This window comes from Sulfurimonas sp. (assembly GCF_029027585.1).
Lineage (GTDB): Bacteria > Campylobacterota > Campylobacteria > Campylobacterales > Sulfurimonadaceae > Sulfurimonas.
In genome coordinates this window covers 758,089-774,768 of the sequence record NZ_CP093397.1, presented here as the reverse complement: position 1 = coordinate 774,768, position 16,680 = coordinate 758,089, and the positions used below count along the sequence as shown (strand labels likewise).

At 33.8% G+C, this 16,680-nt stretch carries 12 protein-coding genes, 2 rRNA genes and 1 pseudogene; 11 read left to right on the top strand and 4 right to left on the bottom strand.

Annotated features, from left to right (window positions below):
- The first annotated feature begins 1 nt into the window (after nucleotide 1).
- Nucleotides 2–2,907 (top strand): 23S ribosomal RNA (locus MOV50_RS04025).
- A 348-nt stretch (nucleotides 2,908–3,255) separates the two neighbouring features.
- Nucleotides 3,256–3,371 (top strand): 5S ribosomal RNA (gene rrf, locus MOV50_RS04020).
- A 62-nt stretch (nucleotides 3,372–3,433) separates the two neighbouring features.
- On the opposite strand, the gene aat is transcribed toward rrf, so the two are convergent.
- The 4 genes and pseudogenes from aat to MOV50_RS04000 all read right to left on the bottom strand — a co-directional run bounded on the left by aat (nucleotide 3,434) and on the right by MOV50_RS04000 (nucleotide 7,836).
- Nucleotides 3,434–4,123 (bottom strand): leucyl/phenylalanyl-tRNA--protein transferase, encoded by a 690-nt coding sequence (gene aat / locus MOV50_RS04015; RefSeq protein ID WP_321779122.1) that lies wholly within the window; start codon nucleotides 4,121–4,123, stop codon nucleotides 3,434–3,436.
- Nucleotides 4,104–6,295 (bottom strand): annotated as a pseudogene (locus MOV50_RS04010) (AAA family ATPase). Before MOV50_RS04010 ends, aat begins: the two are co-directional and overlap by 20 nt.
- Complete coding sequence (locus MOV50_RS04005; protein WP_321779121.1) at nucleotides 6,292–6,591, bottom strand: ATP-dependent Clp protease adaptor ClpS; 300 nt, start codon at nucleotides 6,589–6,591, stop codon at nucleotides 6,292–6,294. The pseudogene MOV50_RS04010 and the gene MOV50_RS04005 overlap by 4 nt, the downstream one beginning before the upstream one ends.
- 3 nt (nucleotides 6,592–6,594) lie before the next feature.
- Nucleotides 6,595–7,836 (bottom strand): aminotransferase class I/II-fold pyridoxal phosphate-dependent enzyme, encoded by a 1,242-nt coding sequence (locus MOV50_RS04000; RefSeq protein ID WP_321779120.1) that lies wholly within the window; start codon nucleotides 7,834–7,836, stop codon nucleotides 6,595–6,597.
- Between the two features lie 83 nt (nucleotides 7,837–7,919).
- Here MOV50_RS04000 and bioD point away from each other — a divergent pair, with 83 nt between their 5' ends.
- The 9 genes from bioD (at nucleotide 7,920) to MOV50_RS03955 (ending at nucleotide 16,663) form a co-directional block, all read left to right on the top strand.
- Nucleotides 7,920–8,567 (top strand): dethiobiotin synthase, encoded by a 648-nt coding sequence (gene bioD, locus MOV50_RS03995; protein ID WP_321779119.1) that lies wholly within the window; start codon nucleotides 7,920–7,922, stop codon nucleotides 8,565–8,567.
- A 15-nt stretch (nucleotides 8,568–8,582) separates the two neighbouring features.
- The gene (locus MOV50_RS03990; RefSeq protein ID WP_321779118.1) at nucleotides 8,583–9,458 is read left to right on the top strand and encodes an aspartate carbamoyltransferase catalytic subunit; all 876 of its coding nucleotides are present in this window, start codon (nucleotides 8,583–8,585) and stop codon (nucleotides 9,456–9,458) included.
- Complete coding sequence (locus tag MOV50_RS03985) at nucleotides 9,448–10,386, top strand: aminodeoxychorismate synthase component I (protein WP_321779117.1); 939 nt, start codon at nucleotides 9,448–9,450, stop codon at nucleotides 10,384–10,386. The genes MOV50_RS03990 and MOV50_RS03985 overlap by 11 nt, the downstream gene beginning before the upstream one ends.
- Before the next feature lie 17 nt (nucleotides 10,387–10,403).
- On the top strand, nucleotides 10,404–11,741 hold the full coding sequence (locus MOV50_RS03980; RefSeq protein ID WP_321779116.1) for a HAMP domain-containing sensor histidine kinase: 1,338 nt from the start codon (nucleotides 10,404–10,406) through the stop codon (nucleotides 11,739–11,741).
- A gap of 400 nt (nucleotides 11,742–12,141) precedes the next feature.
- Nucleotides 12,142–13,122: a transaldolase gene (locus tag MOV50_RS03975; RefSeq protein ID WP_321779115.1), complete on the top strand. Its 981-nt coding sequence runs from the start codon at nucleotides 12,142–12,144 to the stop codon at nucleotides 13,120–13,122.
- Nucleotides 13,119–14,306 (top strand): PilT/PilU family type 4a pilus ATPase, encoded by a 1,188-nt coding sequence (locus MOV50_RS03970; protein WP_321779114.1) that lies wholly within the window; start codon nucleotides 13,119–13,121, stop codon nucleotides 14,304–14,306. Before MOV50_RS03975 ends, MOV50_RS03970 begins: the two co-directional genes overlap by 4 nt.
- Before the next feature lie 53 nt (nucleotides 14,307–14,359).
- Nucleotides 14,360–14,896 (top strand): 50S ribosomal protein L25/general stress protein Ctc, encoded by a 537-nt coding sequence (locus MOV50_RS03965; RefSeq protein WP_321779113.1) that lies wholly within the window; start codon nucleotides 14,360–14,362, stop codon nucleotides 14,894–14,896.
- A gap of 117 nt (nucleotides 14,897–15,013) precedes the next feature.
- Nucleotides 15,014–15,571 carry an aminoacyl-tRNA hydrolase gene (gene pth / locus MOV50_RS03960; protein WP_321779112.1) on the top strand — a complete coding sequence of 186 codons (558 nt, stop codon included), beginning with the start codon at nucleotides 15,014–15,016 and terminating at the stop codon, nucleotides 15,569–15,571.
- Nucleotides 15,572–15,592: 21 nt separating this feature from the next.
- Nucleotides 15,593–16,663, top strand: coding sequence for an LptF/LptG family permease (locus MOV50_RS03955; RefSeq protein WP_321779111.1), 1,071 nt, complete (start codon nucleotides 15,593–15,595; stop codon nucleotides 16,661–16,663).
- Nucleotides 16,664–16,680: the final 17 nt, after the last annotated feature.

The following is a 16,680-nucleotide window of genomic DNA, read 5'->3' as shown; positions in this document are numbered from 1 at the left end:
TAAAAAAGATATTAAGGGCCATAGGTGGATGCCTTGGCTAGTAGAGGCGATGAAAGACGTATTAGGCTGCGAAAAGCCTCGGGGAGCTGCCAAAGAGCTTTGATCCGGGGATTTCTGAATGGGGCGACCCAGCATGGAGCGATTCATGTTATCATATTTATATGAGGCGAACTCAGGGAAGTGAAACATCTCAGTACCTGAAGGAAAAGAAATCAAACGAGATTCCGAGAGTAGCGGCGAGCGAAATTGGATTAGGGCACTTAGTGATAATATAGATGTTAGCAGAACACTTTGGAAAGAGTGAGCATAGAGGGTGATACTCCCGTAAGCGAAAGCATTTATATGATACTAGACTAAGGAACGAGTAGGTCGGGACACGTGTTATCTTGACTGAATATGGGGGGACCACCCTCCAACCCTAAATACTACTACTAGACCGATAGCGAACAAGTACCGTGAGGGAAAGGTGAAAAGGACCGCGGTGAGCGGAGTGAAATAGAACCTGAAACCTATGGCTTACAATCATTCGGAGCACTATTGTATTACTTCGGTAATACAAGTGTGACGGACTGCCTTTTGCATAATGAGCCTGCGAGTTGTGGTATCTAGCAAGGTTAACCTAACGGGGAGCCGTAGCGAAAGCGAGTCTTAATAGGGCGACATAGTTAGATGCTGCAGACCCGAAACTAAGTGATCTATCCATGAGCAGGTTGAAGCTGGTGTAAGAGCCAGTGGAGGACCGAACCCGTACAGGTTGAAAACTGTTGGGATGACTTGTGGATAGGGGTGAAAGGCCAATCAAACTTAGTGATAGCTGGTTCTCTCCGAAATATATTTAGGTATAGCCTCGAGCATTAGCATACAGGGGTAGAGCACTGACAGGGCTAGGGCTGCTTACCGCGGTACCAAACCCTATCAAACTCCGAATACTGTATGTGTAACCTCGGGAGTCAGGCGTAGGGTGATAAAATCCTATGTCGAGAGGGGAACAACCCAGACTAACAGCTAAGGTCCCAAAGTTTTATCTAAGTGGAAAAGGATGTGGAGTTGCTGTGACAACCAGGAGGTTGGCTTAGAAGCAGCCATCCTTTAAAGAAAGCGTAACAGCTCACTGGTCTAGCGATTCTGCGCCGAAAATATAACGGGGCTAAGATAAACACCGAAGCTTTAGATTTGGTATAACTACCAAGTGGTAGGAGAGCGTTCCATTCAGCGCTGAAGGTATACCGGTAAGGAGTACTGGAGCGGATGGAAGTGAGCATGCAGGCATGAGTAGCGAGAAAAGGAATGAGAATTTCCTTCGCCGTAAACCCAAGGTTTCCTACGCGATGCTCGTCATCGTAGGGTTAGTCGGGACCTAAGTCGAGTCCGAAAGGGGTAGACGATGGCAAATAGGTTAATATTCCTATACCGACATTACATCATTTGAGTGATGGGGGGACGCATAGAGTTAAACGAGGTCACTGATGGAATAGTGGCTCGAAGGAAGTAGGTTGAGAAGTAGGAAAATCCGCTTCTCATGCAACCGAGATCTTACAGGCAGTTCAATCTCTTCGGAGAGCGAACTGAATCGTTGATACTGTCGTGCCGAGAAAAGCCTCTAAACGAGATGTAATGTTGCCCGTACCGTAAACCAACACAGGTGGGTGAGATGAGTATTCTAAGGCGCGTGGAAGAACCATTGTTAAGGAACTCTGCAAACTAGCACCGTATCTTCGGTATAAGGTGTGCCTTAAGTGTTAGGGAATTTACTTCCCAAAGCATTACAAGGTCGCAGCAAAGTGTCCCTCCCGACTGTTTACCAAAAACACAGCACTCTGCTAACTCGTAAGAGGATGTATAGGGTGTGACGCCTGCCCGGTGCTTGAATGTTAAAAGGATTGCTTAGCTTTGCGAAGGCATGAATTGAAGCACAAGTAAACGGCGGCCGTAACTATAACGGTCCTAAGGTAGCGAAATTCCTTGTCGGTTAAATACCGACCTGCATGAATGGCGTAACGAGATGGGAGCTGTCTCAACAATGGATCCAGTGAAATTGTAGTGGAGGTGAAAATTCCTCCTACCCGCGGAAAGACGGAAAGACCCCGTGCACCTTTACTATAGCTTGACACTGCTATTGGGATATTCATGTGCAGGATAGGTGGGAGCCATTGATTCATAGTCGCCAGATTATGATGAGGCAATCTTGAGATACCACCCTTGAATATTCTGATAGCTAACTCGGTACGATTATCTCGTGCGAGGACAATGTCTGGTGGGTAGTTTGACTGGGGCGGTCGCCTCCTAAAGAGTAACGGAGGCTTACAAAGGTTAGCTCAGAGGGGTTGGAAATCCCTCGTAGAGTATAATGGCATAAGCTAGCCTGACTGTAAGACATACAAGTCGAGCAGAGTCGAAAGACGGTCATAGTGATCCGGTGGTTCTGTGTGGAAGGGCCATCGCTCAAAGGATAAAAGGTACGCCGGGGATAACAGGCTGATCTCCCCCAAGAGCTCACATCGACGGGGAGGTTTGGCACCTCGATGTCGGCTCATCGCATCCTGGGGCTGGAGCAGGTCCCAAGGGTATGGCTGTTCGCCATTTAAAGCGGTACGCGAGCTGGGTTCAGAACGTCGTGAGACAGTTCGGTCCCTATCTTCCGTGGGCGTAGGAGAGTTGAAGAGAGCTGACCCTAGTACGAGAGGACCGGGTTGGACGTACCACTGGTGCACCAGTTGTTCTGCCAAGAGCATCGCTGGGTAGCTACGTACGGATGAGATAACCGCTGAAAGCATCTAAGCGGGAAGCCAACTCTAAGATGAACTCTCCCTGAAGATCGCAGTAAGACTAACTGCTTGATAGGCTGGATGTGTACGCAGAGCAATCTGTTTAGCTGACCAGTACTAATAGATCGTTTGTCTTTTTTATACATTTCTTTAATTAGAAATACAATTCGTTCACTACCTTGTTTAGTGTATTAGCGCTAAAGCGCAGAAGTTATTTAGTTCTTTGAAGATGTAAACTTAATAGGCAGTTTTAACTGTTTGTTTAGCCTTACAGAGGTCACAGCTTTAATATTTCATTGCTTTGCAATAAAATATTCAACCAATGACCCCGATTATCTACTAAGATGGTGTTGTACCCCACTTACGCTTTAGCGACGGGAGTATCGGCTTTTAGAGCCAGACTTTAGCAATTAATATTTAATGAGTACTCACTCATATTGACTCATACAGTCACATATAAAAATACTTAGGTATCTTTATATGTGATTGTCTAGGTGGCTATAGAGAGAGGGAAACGCCTGGTCCCATTCCGAACCCAGAAGCTAAGCCTCTCATCGCTGATAATACTGCAGATTGCATCTGTGGGAATGTAGGTCGCTGCCTAGTTGATCATTTCTTACTTACTTCTTAAACTATTTTTACTAATACCTTCTATTTTTTTTACTTTTTTATTCTATTAAACTTTTATTTATCTCCCAGACATTATCTATTTTATCCATATTTACTTTTAACAATCTATTTAGGAAGTACTCTCTTTTTACTTCTTTGGCACCTAAACTCTTAAGATGCTCAGTTGGCACTTGACAATCTATAAAATCATAACCCCATTCTTTTAAATGTTTTATTAAAACTGCATAAGCAGATTTTGAAGCGTCATTTACACTAGCAAACATTGATTCACCACAAAATACTTTTCCGACTACTACACCATATAAGCCACCAACTAGTTCGCCATCTTTGTAACTTTCTATTGAATGAGCTATACCCATATCGTAAAGTGTTGAGAAAGCTTCTATTATTTCATCACTTATCCATGTACCATACTGGTCATTTCTTGGAGTTGATTTACATTTTTGCATAACTTCTTGAAAGTTTGAATCAAATTTATAATTAAATTTTTTCATACTCTTTTTTAGTGATTTACTTAATTTAAAATCATCTAGTTCCATAATTAGTCTAGGGTTTGGTGACCACCATAATATTGGATCATCTTTAGAGTACCATGGAAATATTCCATTTTGATAAGCTCGAATTAGTCTTGATGGATTTAAGTCACCACCCCAAACTAAAATACCATCTTCATTCGCATCATTTGGATCAGGAAAAGCTAAATCATGCTTATTTAGTTGAGGAATCATCTAGAACTTTGAATTTTAAAATTAGTTTTTTATTAAAACTTACTTGTACTTTACCACCATGCTTCAACTTACCAAATAAAATTTCATCACTTAGTTTATTTGTAATATTATCTTGAATATACCTTTTTAATGGTCTTGCTCCCATCTCTTTAGAATATCCATTTTTAGCAATGAAGTCTATCGCGTTTAGTGAGGCTGATATAGATATCTTTTTCTTTATAAGTTCAAGGTTTAATTCATTAATGAACTTTTGTGCAATACTTTTAACCGTATTTATATCTAATTGCTCAAACTCTACAATAGCGTCTAGTCTATTTCTAAATTCTGGTGTAAAAAATGAGTTTAAATCTTCATCTTTTGATAAAGAGGTGTCTTTATTAAATCCCATTACTGCCCTTGAACTTGAGCCTATATTTGATGTCATGATAAGAATTACATTTTGAAAATTTGCTTTGTATCCATTGTTGTCAGTTAGAGTAGCATTATCCATTATTTGAAGTAAAATATTTACTAAATCTGGATGTGCTTTTTCTATTTCATCAAGAAGTAAAACTGTATATGGATGTTTTTTTATCGCTTCTGTGAGTAAACCACCTTGTTCAAAACCTACATAACCAGGAGGTGCTCCAACTAATCTACTAAGAGCGTGTTTTTCCATATATTCACTCATATCAAAGCGTTCAAAGTTTATGCCAAGAGTATTACTAAGTGATATTGCTAGTTCTGTTTTTCCAACACCAGTAGGACCAGAAAAAAGAAATGAGGCTATTGGTTTATTTGATGGAGTTAGTCCAGCTTTTGAAATTTTAATTGCTTTAGTAACTTCTTTTACTGCATTATCTTGCCCAATAACTAAAGCCATTAAATCTTTTTCCAAGTTTATTAAAGAACTATTTTCATCTTTTGTTATTTTTGAATTTGATATACCAATAATAGAGGTGATAGTTTTTTCTATATCATAGCCTGTGACTTTTTTGCGTTTAATTTTTTTTAAATGAAAACTAGCGGCAGTTTCGTCTATCAAGTCTATCGCGATGTCTGGTAAAAATCTATCTGTTATATATCTTTTTGATAATTCAACTGCATTTTGTAGAGCTTTTGCTGTATATGTGACTCCGTGGTGCTCTTCATATTTACTTTTTAAACCTTTTAAAATTTTAATAGAAGTTTTGATTGAAGGTTCATTTATATCAACTTTAGAAAATCTTCTGCTAAGTGCTTTGTCTTTTTCAAATCCATTTCTGTATTCTGCAAAGGTAGTAGCACCCATGCATCTAAGCTCTCCAGATGCTAGGGCAGGTTTTAGCTGGTTAGCTGCATCCATCGTTCCACTTGTAGCTCCTGCACCTATAAGAGTGTGAATCTCATCTATGAAAAGAATAGCATTTGAGTGTAATTTTAGTTCATCCATTACACCTTTGAGGCGTTTCTCAAAATCACCTCTATATTTAGTTCCTGCTAAAAGAGCACTCAAGTCAAGTGCAAAAAGTTCAGCTTCTTTTATGATTTTTGGAACATTACCACTTGAAATATTTAGAGCTAAACCTTCAGCTATGGCAGTTTTCCCAACTCCTGCTTCTCCGACTAAAATAGGATTATTCTTTTTTCTTCTGCATAAAATTTGAATAACTCTTTTTATTTCATTACTTCTACCAATAACAGGATCGATTTTTCCACTTTTTGCTTTGTTTAATAGGTTTATAGTATATTTATCTAAAAAAGATTCATTATCTTCTTTTTCTTCATCTTTTTCAGTATGTGAGATAATTTCTAAAATATCTAAGCGTGATATTTGATACTCATCTAAAAGCATATAACTAAAAGTATTTTTTTCCTCAAAAAGAGCAGCTAGTAAATCACCAACATCAGCACTATCTTGATTTGCACTTTGTATATGTCTAATCATATTATCAACTAATCTTGAAAGTGCAACACTCTCATAAGGATCTTGTGAAATTTCCTTAGGCAAAGTGTCAATATTTGTGATTATATAATCTCCAAGAACTTCTTTCATCTTAGTTACATCACCACCACATGTTTGTATGATGTTTGAACCATCTTTTGAACTAAGAAGTAAATAAAAACATGTTCTATTGTTAAATATTCATGTCTTAATCCCTTCGCATAAAGAATTGATTTTTGAAATATATCATTTAAATTAGTACTTATCATTCTTGCTCCATTACAGCTTTTAATGGAAATCCATTATCTTTAGCTTTTTGATGAACTTGTATTATTTTTGTTTCTGCGATTTCATGTGTATAAACACCACATAAACCTTTTTCTTTTTTATGAATATCAAGCATAACATTTTGAGCATCTTCATAGTTTTTATAAAAAATAGTTATGAGTATTTCAATTACAAATTCCATAGAAGTATAATCATCATTTAATAAATATACTTTGTACTTTTTAGGATGTTTAATTTTTACTTCATTAAGAAGTTCTATATCTGTATGTGTTGGCATGAGTTAAATCCCTTGTTGTGCGGCTTGAATAAAATCATCAATTATGTCTTGAGGATTTTCTAAGCCTATTGAGATTCGTATTAAACCTTCACTTATACCTAAAAAGTCTTTTGCAGGCTCATCAAAATCTGCATAAATTGTAGATGCCATATGAAGTGCTAAGGTTCTACTGTCTCCAATATTTGCTGTTAAAGTTGCTAGTTTAGTTTTGTTCAAAAAATTAAATGCTTTTTCTTTTGATAGCATATCGATAGTAAAGAGTGTTCCACATCCGTCTTTAAAATCATTTAAATATCTTTTATTGTGTGGATGCTCTTTTAGAGATGGATGATTTATATTTAATTCTGCTTTGTTTAAGGCTAAAACTATTATCTCAACACTATTTGATACTCTTGATAGGCGTAGTGGAAGCGTTTCAAGCCCAAGCATAGTTTGGTATGAAGCATTCGCATTTGCACTCATTCCAAAATCTCTTAATGCTCTTTTTTTTGCATTTGCTATTAGTGCAATTTTGCCAACGCCTTTTATAAATTTGGCTAAAAAAGGGTATCTTGAACTGTTTAATTTATCATTATCTTTTATAGCACGAAACACCGCGCATCCACCAAGAGCAGATGAATTTCCTGAGATAATTTTTGTAGTTGAGTAGATGCTAATATCTGCTCCTAATTTTAAAGGAGATACACATAAAGGAGTAATAGTATTATCAACCATAAATATTACCCCCTTATCGTTTGCTATTTTTGCTATTTGTTTTATGTCAGGTAATCGCATATTTGGATTACCAACGCTTTCTAAAAATATGATTTTTGTTTTATCATTTATTGCTTCTTTTATCTCTTTTATCTCATCAACATCAAAGAAGTTTGTTTTAATTCCAAACCGAGTTAAAGTTTCACTAAAAAGAGCATAAGTTCCACCAAAAAGACCACCAATAGAAATGATTTCATCGCCCATAGAAACAATTGACATAGTCGCTAATGTAATAGCTCCCATGCCAGAACTTGTTGCTACTGCGCCAACTCCTCCATCCATCTCAGCCATGATAGTTTCAAGTTTTGCTGATGTTGGATTTCCCATACGAGAATATAGAGGTTTTTTTACACTACCATCAAATATACCCTCTGCTGTTTGTGCTGTACCATAAGCAAAAGATGCCGAGTTTATTAGTGCTGGACTAACAGCGCCTTCTTTGTTCCCAACTTTTTGAACAAATTTTGTACAAAATTCTTCATAATTCTTCATTTTTTAGATACCTTTTTATAATACTGGATTATAGCGAATAAGGGATAATTAATAGTTAAAGTTAATTGTCATATAATCCCAATATGAAAAAACAAATTTTTGTAACAGCGACAAATACAGATATAGGTAAAACATATACAACAAAACTACTTTTAAAAGAGTATGCATCTAGGGGTTTAAGAGTTGGTGTAATGAAACCTATTGAAACCGGTGTATTGGATGGTTTTTGTCCAGATGGGGAAGAACTATTGAGTTTAGTTAAAGAGTTGAATATTGAGTTTAAAGATATTAGCGTAAATGATATTGTACCAATTCAGTACGAATTAGCAGCAGCACCATTTGTGGCATCTAGAAACACTCCATTAGATTTAAAAAAAATTGATAATACAATACAAAAATTAGAAAATTTATGTGATGTTTTGATAATAGAAGGAGCTGGTGGGCTTTATGTACCAATAGATGAAAATACAATGATAATAGATTTGATAAAATACCTAGATGCGTCTACACTTCTTGTTACTCATTGTTCTCTAGGTTGCATAAATGATACTTTGTTAAGTAAAAAAGCATTAGAGAGTAAAAAAATTAAACATACGATAGCGTTTAATATTCGAGATGATGAAGCTAGTTTTTCAAAAATTTCTCAACCATATTTTCAAAAAAGTGGTTTTAAAGTTATGAAAGTAGGTCAAAATATTGACACGATTTGTGATGTCTTGTATAATCTCTAAATTAAAAGGATTCAGATGCAACACTTGATTCGTACAGATGACTTTAGTATAAAAGAGATAGAAGAGCTTTTTGAAGATGCAAGAAAGTTTAGTGATGGTAAATTTTATAGAATTTTACAAGATAAAATAATAATAACACTTTTTTTTGAAAACTCAACTAGAACTAGAAGCTCTTTTGAAATAGCTGCAAAAAGATTGGGTGCTGAGATGGTGCATCTAGACTTAACAAAAAGTTCAACAAAAAAAGGTGAAACTTTAGTTGATACTGCTATGAATCTAGATGTTATGAATCCTCATGCCATAGTGGTAAGACATCAAAACTCTGGTGTTCCTAAAATTTTATCAAATCATACAAAAGCATCTATCATAAATGCAGGAGATGGTGCACATTCCCATCCAACTCAAGCACTTTTAGACCTCTTTACTTTAAAAGAACATTTTGGTGATGTAAGGGGTAAAAAAATTGCGATAGTTGGTGATATTAAAAATTCAAGAGTTGCAAACTCAAACATTGAACTTCTTTGTAGATTTGGTATGGAAGTTATTCTAGTTGCACCACCTCATTTTTTACCAAAAACCACTCTTAGAACAACACATTTCTTAAATGAAATAGTTGATGAAGTAGATGTTATTATGAGTTTAAGAACTCAAACAGAACGACACTCTTCCCAAAGTTACGCTTCTTTAAAAGATTATGCAAGTGATTTTTGTATAACTACGGAGTTAATAGGAGATAGAGATATTATACTTCTTCACCCTGGGCCTGTTCATAGAAACATAGATATATGCGACGCTCTTTTAGCAGATGAAAGATGTAAAGTCCTGCAACAAGTCACAAATGGTGTATCAATAAGAATGGCGGTACTAAAAAAACTTATACATGACAATTAATGAGTTGAATAGACTAGCAAAAGATAGAGTACCATTTCTTTTTATAAGTGATTTTTTAGCGCAAAATATAAAAGTGATTCCTTTAAATGAACTTTATTTACATGATATAGATTTTTGCATAGATGAAAATTATAAGTATAAAAAGCATAGTGAGTTTTTTGAAAAAGAATCTACAGATTTTAATAGTTATAAAGAAAAATTTGAAAATATTATCCAAGAAATAAAATCTGGAAATACTTATCTTTTAAATTTAACTGCTCCGACTGAGGTCAAATCTGACTTATCACTTAAAGAGATTTACCTTCTTGCAAATGCTCATTATAAACTAAGATATAAAGATAAGTTCGTTTGCTTTTCTCCTGAAAAATTTATACAAATAAAAGATAATAAAATCAATGCATACCCTATGAAAGGGACAATAGATGCTTCTTTAGTAGATGCTAAGCAAAAGATACTTAAAAATGAAAAAGAGATGGCAGAACATATTATGGTTGTAGATTTATTGAGAAATGACCTCTCCATAGTAGCAAATAATGTAAAAGTACAAAAATTTAGATATGTCCAAGAGATTGATTCGGGAGAGAAAAAACTTTTGCAAGTTAGCTCACACATTAGTGGTGACATAGGAGATGATTGGAGAGAAAATCTTGGAAATATTTTAAACTCTTTACTTCCAGCGGGCAGTATAAGTGGAACACCAAAAAAAAGCACTTTAGAGATAATAAAAAAGACAGAAGCATATGATAGAGGTTATTTTAGTGGTATTTTTGGCATTTTTGATGGAGAGAGTTTTGATAGTGGAGTGATGATTCGTTTTGTGCAAAAAACTAAAAATGGATATATTTATAAAAGTGGTGGAGGCATAACTTTAGATAGTGATGCATCTGATGAATATAGTGAATTATTAGATAAAATATATCTGCCATAGATGATAGGAGAGAGAGAATGAAAAGATTTAATTATGATGATTTTTTTACAAGTGGATGGAATTTTAACGATAATCAAAGGGACATGCAATCTAGATATCAAATGGTAAATATTGGTTTAGTTTTATCTTCTGTTGCACTAGCCTACGGAATAGTTGGTAATTTAATTAGAGATATCTCAGGTCTGATTCCGTTAGAGATGTTTTTAATTTTTATGAATCTTATGCTTTTTTTTATATTGAGAAAATATAGAGGCTTATTTGAAGAAGTTGCTTTTGTTTTAACAGCACAGTTTTCTTTTCTTTTTCTTTTCCTTGTATATATCAGTGAACCAAGTGCTTTAAAACATATATGGCTTTTTACATACCCCATAATCCTTTTGTATTTTCAAAATACAAAAAATAGTATTTATTGGTTGAGTGGAATAATAATTTTATTGGTTATTGCCCCATTACAAGGGTTTGTAGAAGTTGAGTATTCTCTTTATCAGGTTACATATATATCATTTGTTTTAATAATATTAAGTATTATTGTTCACTTTTACCAGATTAAGATGGACCAAGCAAAGAAACTCATTTTAAAACAACAAGATATGCTTCGAAGGTTCAATCTTGAACTCGCCGATCAACTAGAAGAGTTAAAAGCAAAAGATAAACTTCTTACAGCTCAGTCAAAACAAGCAGTAATGGGAGAGATGATAAGTATGATAGCTCATCAATGGCGACAACCTTTATCAACAATCACATTACAAATATCAAAATATCAAATAAAACAATTAATCAATGGAGATTCTCAAGATAAAGAAGTAGATAAAACACTTAGTGAAATTAGCGATACTATAATGTACCTCTCAGAAACTGTTGATGATTTTCAAACTTACTTTAGACCAAATAAAGAAGTTTGTAGCATTGATGTAGCCCAACTACTCCAAAAAGCAATCAACTTCTCTACTCTAAGAACAAAAGAAATAGGTGTTGAAATACTCTTAGAAAATATAAATGAAATTAGTATAGATACATATGTAAATGAAGTTGTACAAGTTGTACTTAATATTTTAAATAATGCCATAGATGCACTCATCGAAGCCAAAAGAAAAACCCCACAGATAAGTATAGTTGTTCAAGATGAAAGATATAGTGTAAAAATAAGCATAAAAGATAATGCAAATGGCATAGATATTAAAAATATAGATAAACTTTTTGAACCTTATTTTAGTACCAAAGGAAAAAATGGAACAGGACTTGGTCTTTATATGAGTCAGATGATTATGCAAAAACAATTTGATAGTGATATAGAAGTTAAAACATCTAGTAGAGGTTCAGTGTTTAGTTTTAGACTTCCAAAAACAATAGACTAAATGCTTCTTTTTAAAAATACTATTTTTTTTGCAGTAGCGTTAATATTTCATAATATATTGTTATACTTTTTCTTTGTTGATTTTTATGCTTTGTACTTTATAAGTTTAGTTGTTTTTGGATATTTTTTATATAAATATTATGCTCATTTTTCTTTATTAGTATTTTCTTTTATTAGTATTTTTTGTATAGTCATTATAAATTTAAATATTTATAAAGAGTTTATTTTTGAAGTTACTCTTTATTTTGATTTGATAAAAGAGAGTATCTATGTAAATAGTGAAGTAATGTATATTTTACTACTACTTCATTACTTTCTTTTATTAAATTTAAAAAAATTTGATAATTTTTGAGATATAATAAGTCAGAGAGCAAAAAAATTATATAAAGGTTGGTATTAGTATGTATATTAAAGATTTAAAATTTTCATTATGGGCAGATTTTATAGAGAGAGATTATTTGGACAATGAGTTTAAAGACTTAATAGAAAAAGGCATAATAAATGGTGCAACTTCTAATCCAGCAATTTTTAAAAATGCTATTTTAAACTCATCAGCATATAAAGAACAACTAAAATCTCTTAAAAAGTTAAGTCCAAAAGAGAAGTATGAAGCACTTGCAATTTATGATATAAAAAAAGCAGCAAGTATTTTACAAATACTTTATAATGTTGGAAATGATGGTTATGTAAGCATAGAAGTTGACCCTTTTCTTTGTGATGACGCAGATGCTACAATAGAAGAAGGAAAAAGACTTTTTGCTGAGATAGGTTATAAAAATGTAATGATTAAAGTTCCAGCAACAAGAGCAGGATATGTTGCAATGGAAGCCTTGAGTAGTGAGGGTATTCCAGTAAATGCAACTTTGGTATTTAAAAAATCACAAGCAATATCTTGCGCTGAAGCTTTTGAGCGAGGCAATAAAAAACATGGACAAAAAGTTGATACAGTTATAAGTATTTTTGTAAGTAGAATTGATAGAGCAATAGACCCAATACTAAGAAAAAAAGGTTTAGATGAAGCTCTTGGTGGCATCTATAATAGTGCAAATATCTATGCAACAATACAAGATATGAATGTAACAGGTTGTAGAGCACTTTTTGCAAGTACTGGGGTTAAAGGTGATTCATTACCTCCAGAGTATTATGTAGAAAAGCTATTAGCGTTTAACAGTATAAATACAGCTCCAATAGATACTATACTGGCTTTTGATAGAGATGGAGTAAAAGAAAAAGCTCTACCTATCTCAAATCAAGTAATTAAAGAGTATTTTGATGGAGTTATTAACGCAGGTATTGATTTTGAAGCAGTTCTTGATAAGCAAATTGAAAATGGATTAGAGTCCTTTAAAGGTGCTTTTAGTGAGATTTTGGATTCTTTATGAGTACTGAAGTAGATGTTAGCAAGTTAACCTTTGCACAATTAAATAAAGTTAGAGCCTATTTAAAAAAGATGATAGAGCTTGGGGGAAGTGACCTTCATATAAAAGCAAATTCTGTGATTCGTGCAAGAATTAACGGAAATATTGTTCAATTTGCTGGAGATATTTTTGCTAAAGATGATGCACTTACTTTTGCAAAAGAGTTGCTAAAGGGAAGATTTGGAGAGTTTATAGAAAATAAAGAGATAGATTTAGTTTATCCTTTTGATGAAAGAAATCGTTTTCGTGTAAATGTTTTTTTTCAGATGGATGGAGTGTCTGCTGTCTTTCGTGTTATTCCTGTAAAAATACCTTCGATGGAAGAGTTACACTTTCCTGATATTTTAAAGAGTTTTACACAAAAAGAGAGAGGACTTGTGCTTGTTACTGGAGTAACCGGTAGTGGTAAGTCAACAACTCTAGCATCTCTTATAAATGAGATAAACTTTACAAAAAGAAAACATATTATTACTATTGAAGACCCTATTGAGTTTGTTCACAAAGATAAGGGTTGCATCATAAATCAGCGTTCAGTTGGTCAAGATACACTCTCTTTTGGTGCAGCTTTAAGAGCATCTCTTCGTGAAGACCCTGATATAATCTTAGTTGGGGAGATGCGTGATAGAGAAACGATAAACCTTGCACTTCATGCGGCAGATACAGGGCATCTAGTCTTCTCAACTCTGCATACTATAGATGCTAAAGAAACTATCAACCGTATCATTGCAACCTTTCCAACTGAAGAGCAAAATCGTGTAAGAATGTCACTCGCAGGTGTAATTCAAGGTATAGTTTCTCAAAGACTTATTCCAACCATAGAAGGGGGAAGACGAGCTGCTATGGAAGTTTTAGTCCGAACACCTACTATAGAAAAACTTATTATGGAAAATAGAGATTATGAGATTAGAGATGCTATTGAAAAAGGGAAAGCGCATTATAAATCACAAAGTTTTGATCAACATATTTTAGAACTATATGAAGAAGGTATCATCACAAAAGAAAAAGCCAAAGATTATGCAACAAGTGCATCTGATTTGGAGTTAAGAATGAGTGGTTTGACTTCTGCTAAAACAACTAAACATACATCTTCTGATGAAAAAGGAAATATCGAGATTGATAAAAGTGATGATATTTTTGATTTAAAGTAGAGTTTAAAGCAAAAACAAGTATAATCCCAAACATTTTTTATTAAGGATTTAATATGTTAGAAGGCGTAATTAGAGAGAGTATTGGCAAAAAGGGCACTAAAGCACTTCGTCGTGATGGATATCTAATTGCTAACATTTACGGAAAAGGGCTTGAAAATATCAATGCTGCATTCAAAATGAATGAATATATCCGTAGTGTTCGCAACAAAGATAATTTAGCATTTGCTATCAAGGTAGATGGTAAAGAATTGAGCGTTGTAGTTCAATCATATGAGTCACAAGCAGTAACAGGTAAGCTTTTACATGTTGATTTAATGGTAGCACAAGCAGGTCTCCAAACAACTTATAATGTTCCTGTTGTAGCAGTTGGTGAAGCGGTAGGGCTTAAAAATCAAGGTCTTCTTCATATAGCAAAACCTCGTTTAAGAGTAAAAGCTGCCATTGAAAACCTTCCAAACACAATAGAAATCGATGTTACCAAAATGGATGTAGGTAATTCTAAACTTGTTCGTGATTTAGATGCTATCCCTAATGTTACTATCTTAGATTCAGATCGTGTAGCATTGATAAGTATTATCAAAGCTAAATAAATACATCATGCTAAACACTATAATGAGCGAAGCCCATTATAGTGGCAGGGACAAATGTCCCTACAACCCCCTAAAGCTACAAAAAAAAAGTTTTTTTGAGATTTTAAAGGGCTTTAAATGCTTATAGTCGGTCTAGGTAATCCTGGGGCGACTTATGCACAAAATCGCCATAATATTGGTTTTATGGTTATAAATGAGCTTATTTTAAGACAAAATGCTCAAAAACTATCTTCTTCATCGTTTAATGGTGAACTCTTCAAATTTAAAAATCATTTTTTATTAAAACCACTTACTTTTATGAATCTTTCTGGCAATTCAATACAAGCCGTAAAAAAATTTTATAAGATTGAAGATGTTGTTGTAATACATGATGATTTAGATTTAGAATTTGGGACTTTGCGTTTTAAAAGTGGAGGTGGTCATGGTGGTCATAACGGTTTAAAATCAACAGATGAAAAAATATCCAAAGAGTATAAAAGAGTAAGGTTGGGTATAGGTAAACCAGAGCATAAGGGAGAAGTTTCTTCTTATGTTTTAGGAGATTTTACTATTAAAGAAAAAGAGCATTTAGAGAGTTTAATCACTAGAACTTGTGAAGCAATAGAGAGTCTTTTAGAAAATTCTTTAGAAGATGTGAGTTCTAAATATACAATTAAAAAATTTCAGATAAAATAAGAATATACGAGAAGGAATAATGTGCTAGCATTCAAATATATATCTGTTCATTATCTTAAATATTTCATGATTATTTTGATTGCACTTGTGATGTTTTTAGTCGGTTTTGATTATATGGACAATGCCGATAAACTATCCTCTTCAGCTAACTTAGTGCTGATTTATTTGGTTTACAAGATATTTTTTGCCATCGATATGCTTCTTCCACTAGCTTTAATATTTGCAATGATAACAACTAAAATCTTTCTTATTCGCTCAAATGCTCTTGTGTCTTTTTATTCACTTGGTTACACAAGAGTTGATGTACTAAAGCCTTTTGTTGTTGTATCTACTTCTATCATAGTTCTTTTCATATCTCTGCATGCTCTTCCTAGTTTTTCTCGTGCAGATGAATTTTCAAATAATATTCGTGAAAATGCAGCCTATCTTAGTCCTACAAGGGATCTCTTTTTTACTTATGAAGACAAATATGTATATTTTTCTAAATTATTACCTTTGCAAGAAAAAGCAGAAGGTATAAGAGTTTTTAGTATAAAAGACAATATGTTAAAAGAAGTCATCGTAGCTTCAAGTGCGATGTATAGAGATGGTTATTGGTTTATTAAAGATGCTGACATCATTACAAGACCTGATGATATGAGTTTTGATTCAAAAGGTATGGGAGTAAAGCATCAAACAGGTTTGAAAATCTTAAAAGGATTTAGACCTAAAATACTAGATCAAGTATATGAAGGAAAAGTTAACTTTACCATTACAAATGCAATAGAAGCGCTTGTTTTACTTAAAAATCAAGGCGTTAATACCGACAGCATTAAAGGTGCTCTTTATAAGATTTTTATATATCCATTCTTTGTACCTTGTTTAGTGGTTATTATCTTTTTCTTTGTTCCAATAAGTGTAAGGTTTTTAAATGTTTCACTTTTTAGTTTTGGTGCAATTTTAGCAACACTTCTTGTTTGGGGAATTTTGTTTATGCTTATAGAACTTTCAAATAATAAAACACTCTCGAGTGAAGTAGGAGTGGTAGCACCAGTTGTCTTCTTATTGTTTGTAGCAATACGACAATGGAAAAAATATCGTTTAGCTACTTAGAGGATGTTCAGTTACTT

Coding starts and splice junctions, on each gene's coding strand:
- aat (WP_321779122.1), bottom strand. CDS start 4,123: ATGATTCCTCAACTAAATAAGCATGATTTAGCTTTTCCTGATCCAAAT.
- MOV50_RS04005 (WP_321779121.1), bottom strand. CDS start 6,591: ATGCCAACACATACAGATATAGAACTTCTTAATGAAGTAAAAATTAAA.
- MOV50_RS04000 (WP_321779120.1), bottom strand. CDS start 7,836: ATGAAGAATTATGAAGAATTTTGTACAAAATTTGTTCAAAAAGTTGGG.
- bioD (WP_321779119.1), top strand. CDS start 7,920: ATGAAAAAACAAATTTTTGTAACAGCGACAAATACAGATATAGGTAAA.
- MOV50_RS03990 (WP_321779118.1), top strand. CDS start 8,583: ATGCAACACTTGATTCGTACAGATGACTTTAGTATAAAAGAGATAGAA.
- MOV50_RS03985 (WP_321779117.1), top strand. CDS start 9,448: ATGACAATTAATGAGTTGAATAGACTAGCAAAAGATAGAGTACCATTT.
- MOV50_RS03980 (WP_321779116.1), top strand. CDS start 10,404: ATGAAAAGATTTAATTATGATGATTTTTTTACAAGTGGATGGAATTTT.
- MOV50_RS03975 (WP_321779115.1), top strand. CDS start 12,142: ATGTATATTAAAGATTTAAAATTTTCATTATGGGCAGATTTTATAGAG.
- MOV50_RS03970 (WP_321779114.1), top strand. CDS start 13,119: ATGAGTACTGAAGTAGATGTTAGCAAGTTAACCTTTGCACAATTAAAT.
- MOV50_RS03965 (WP_321779113.1), top strand. CDS start 14,360: ATGTTAGAAGGCGTAATTAGAGAGAGTATTGGCAAAAAGGGCACTAAA.
- pth (WP_321779112.1), top strand. CDS start 15,014: ATGCTTATAGTCGGTCTAGGTAATCCTGGGGCGACTTATGCACAAAAT.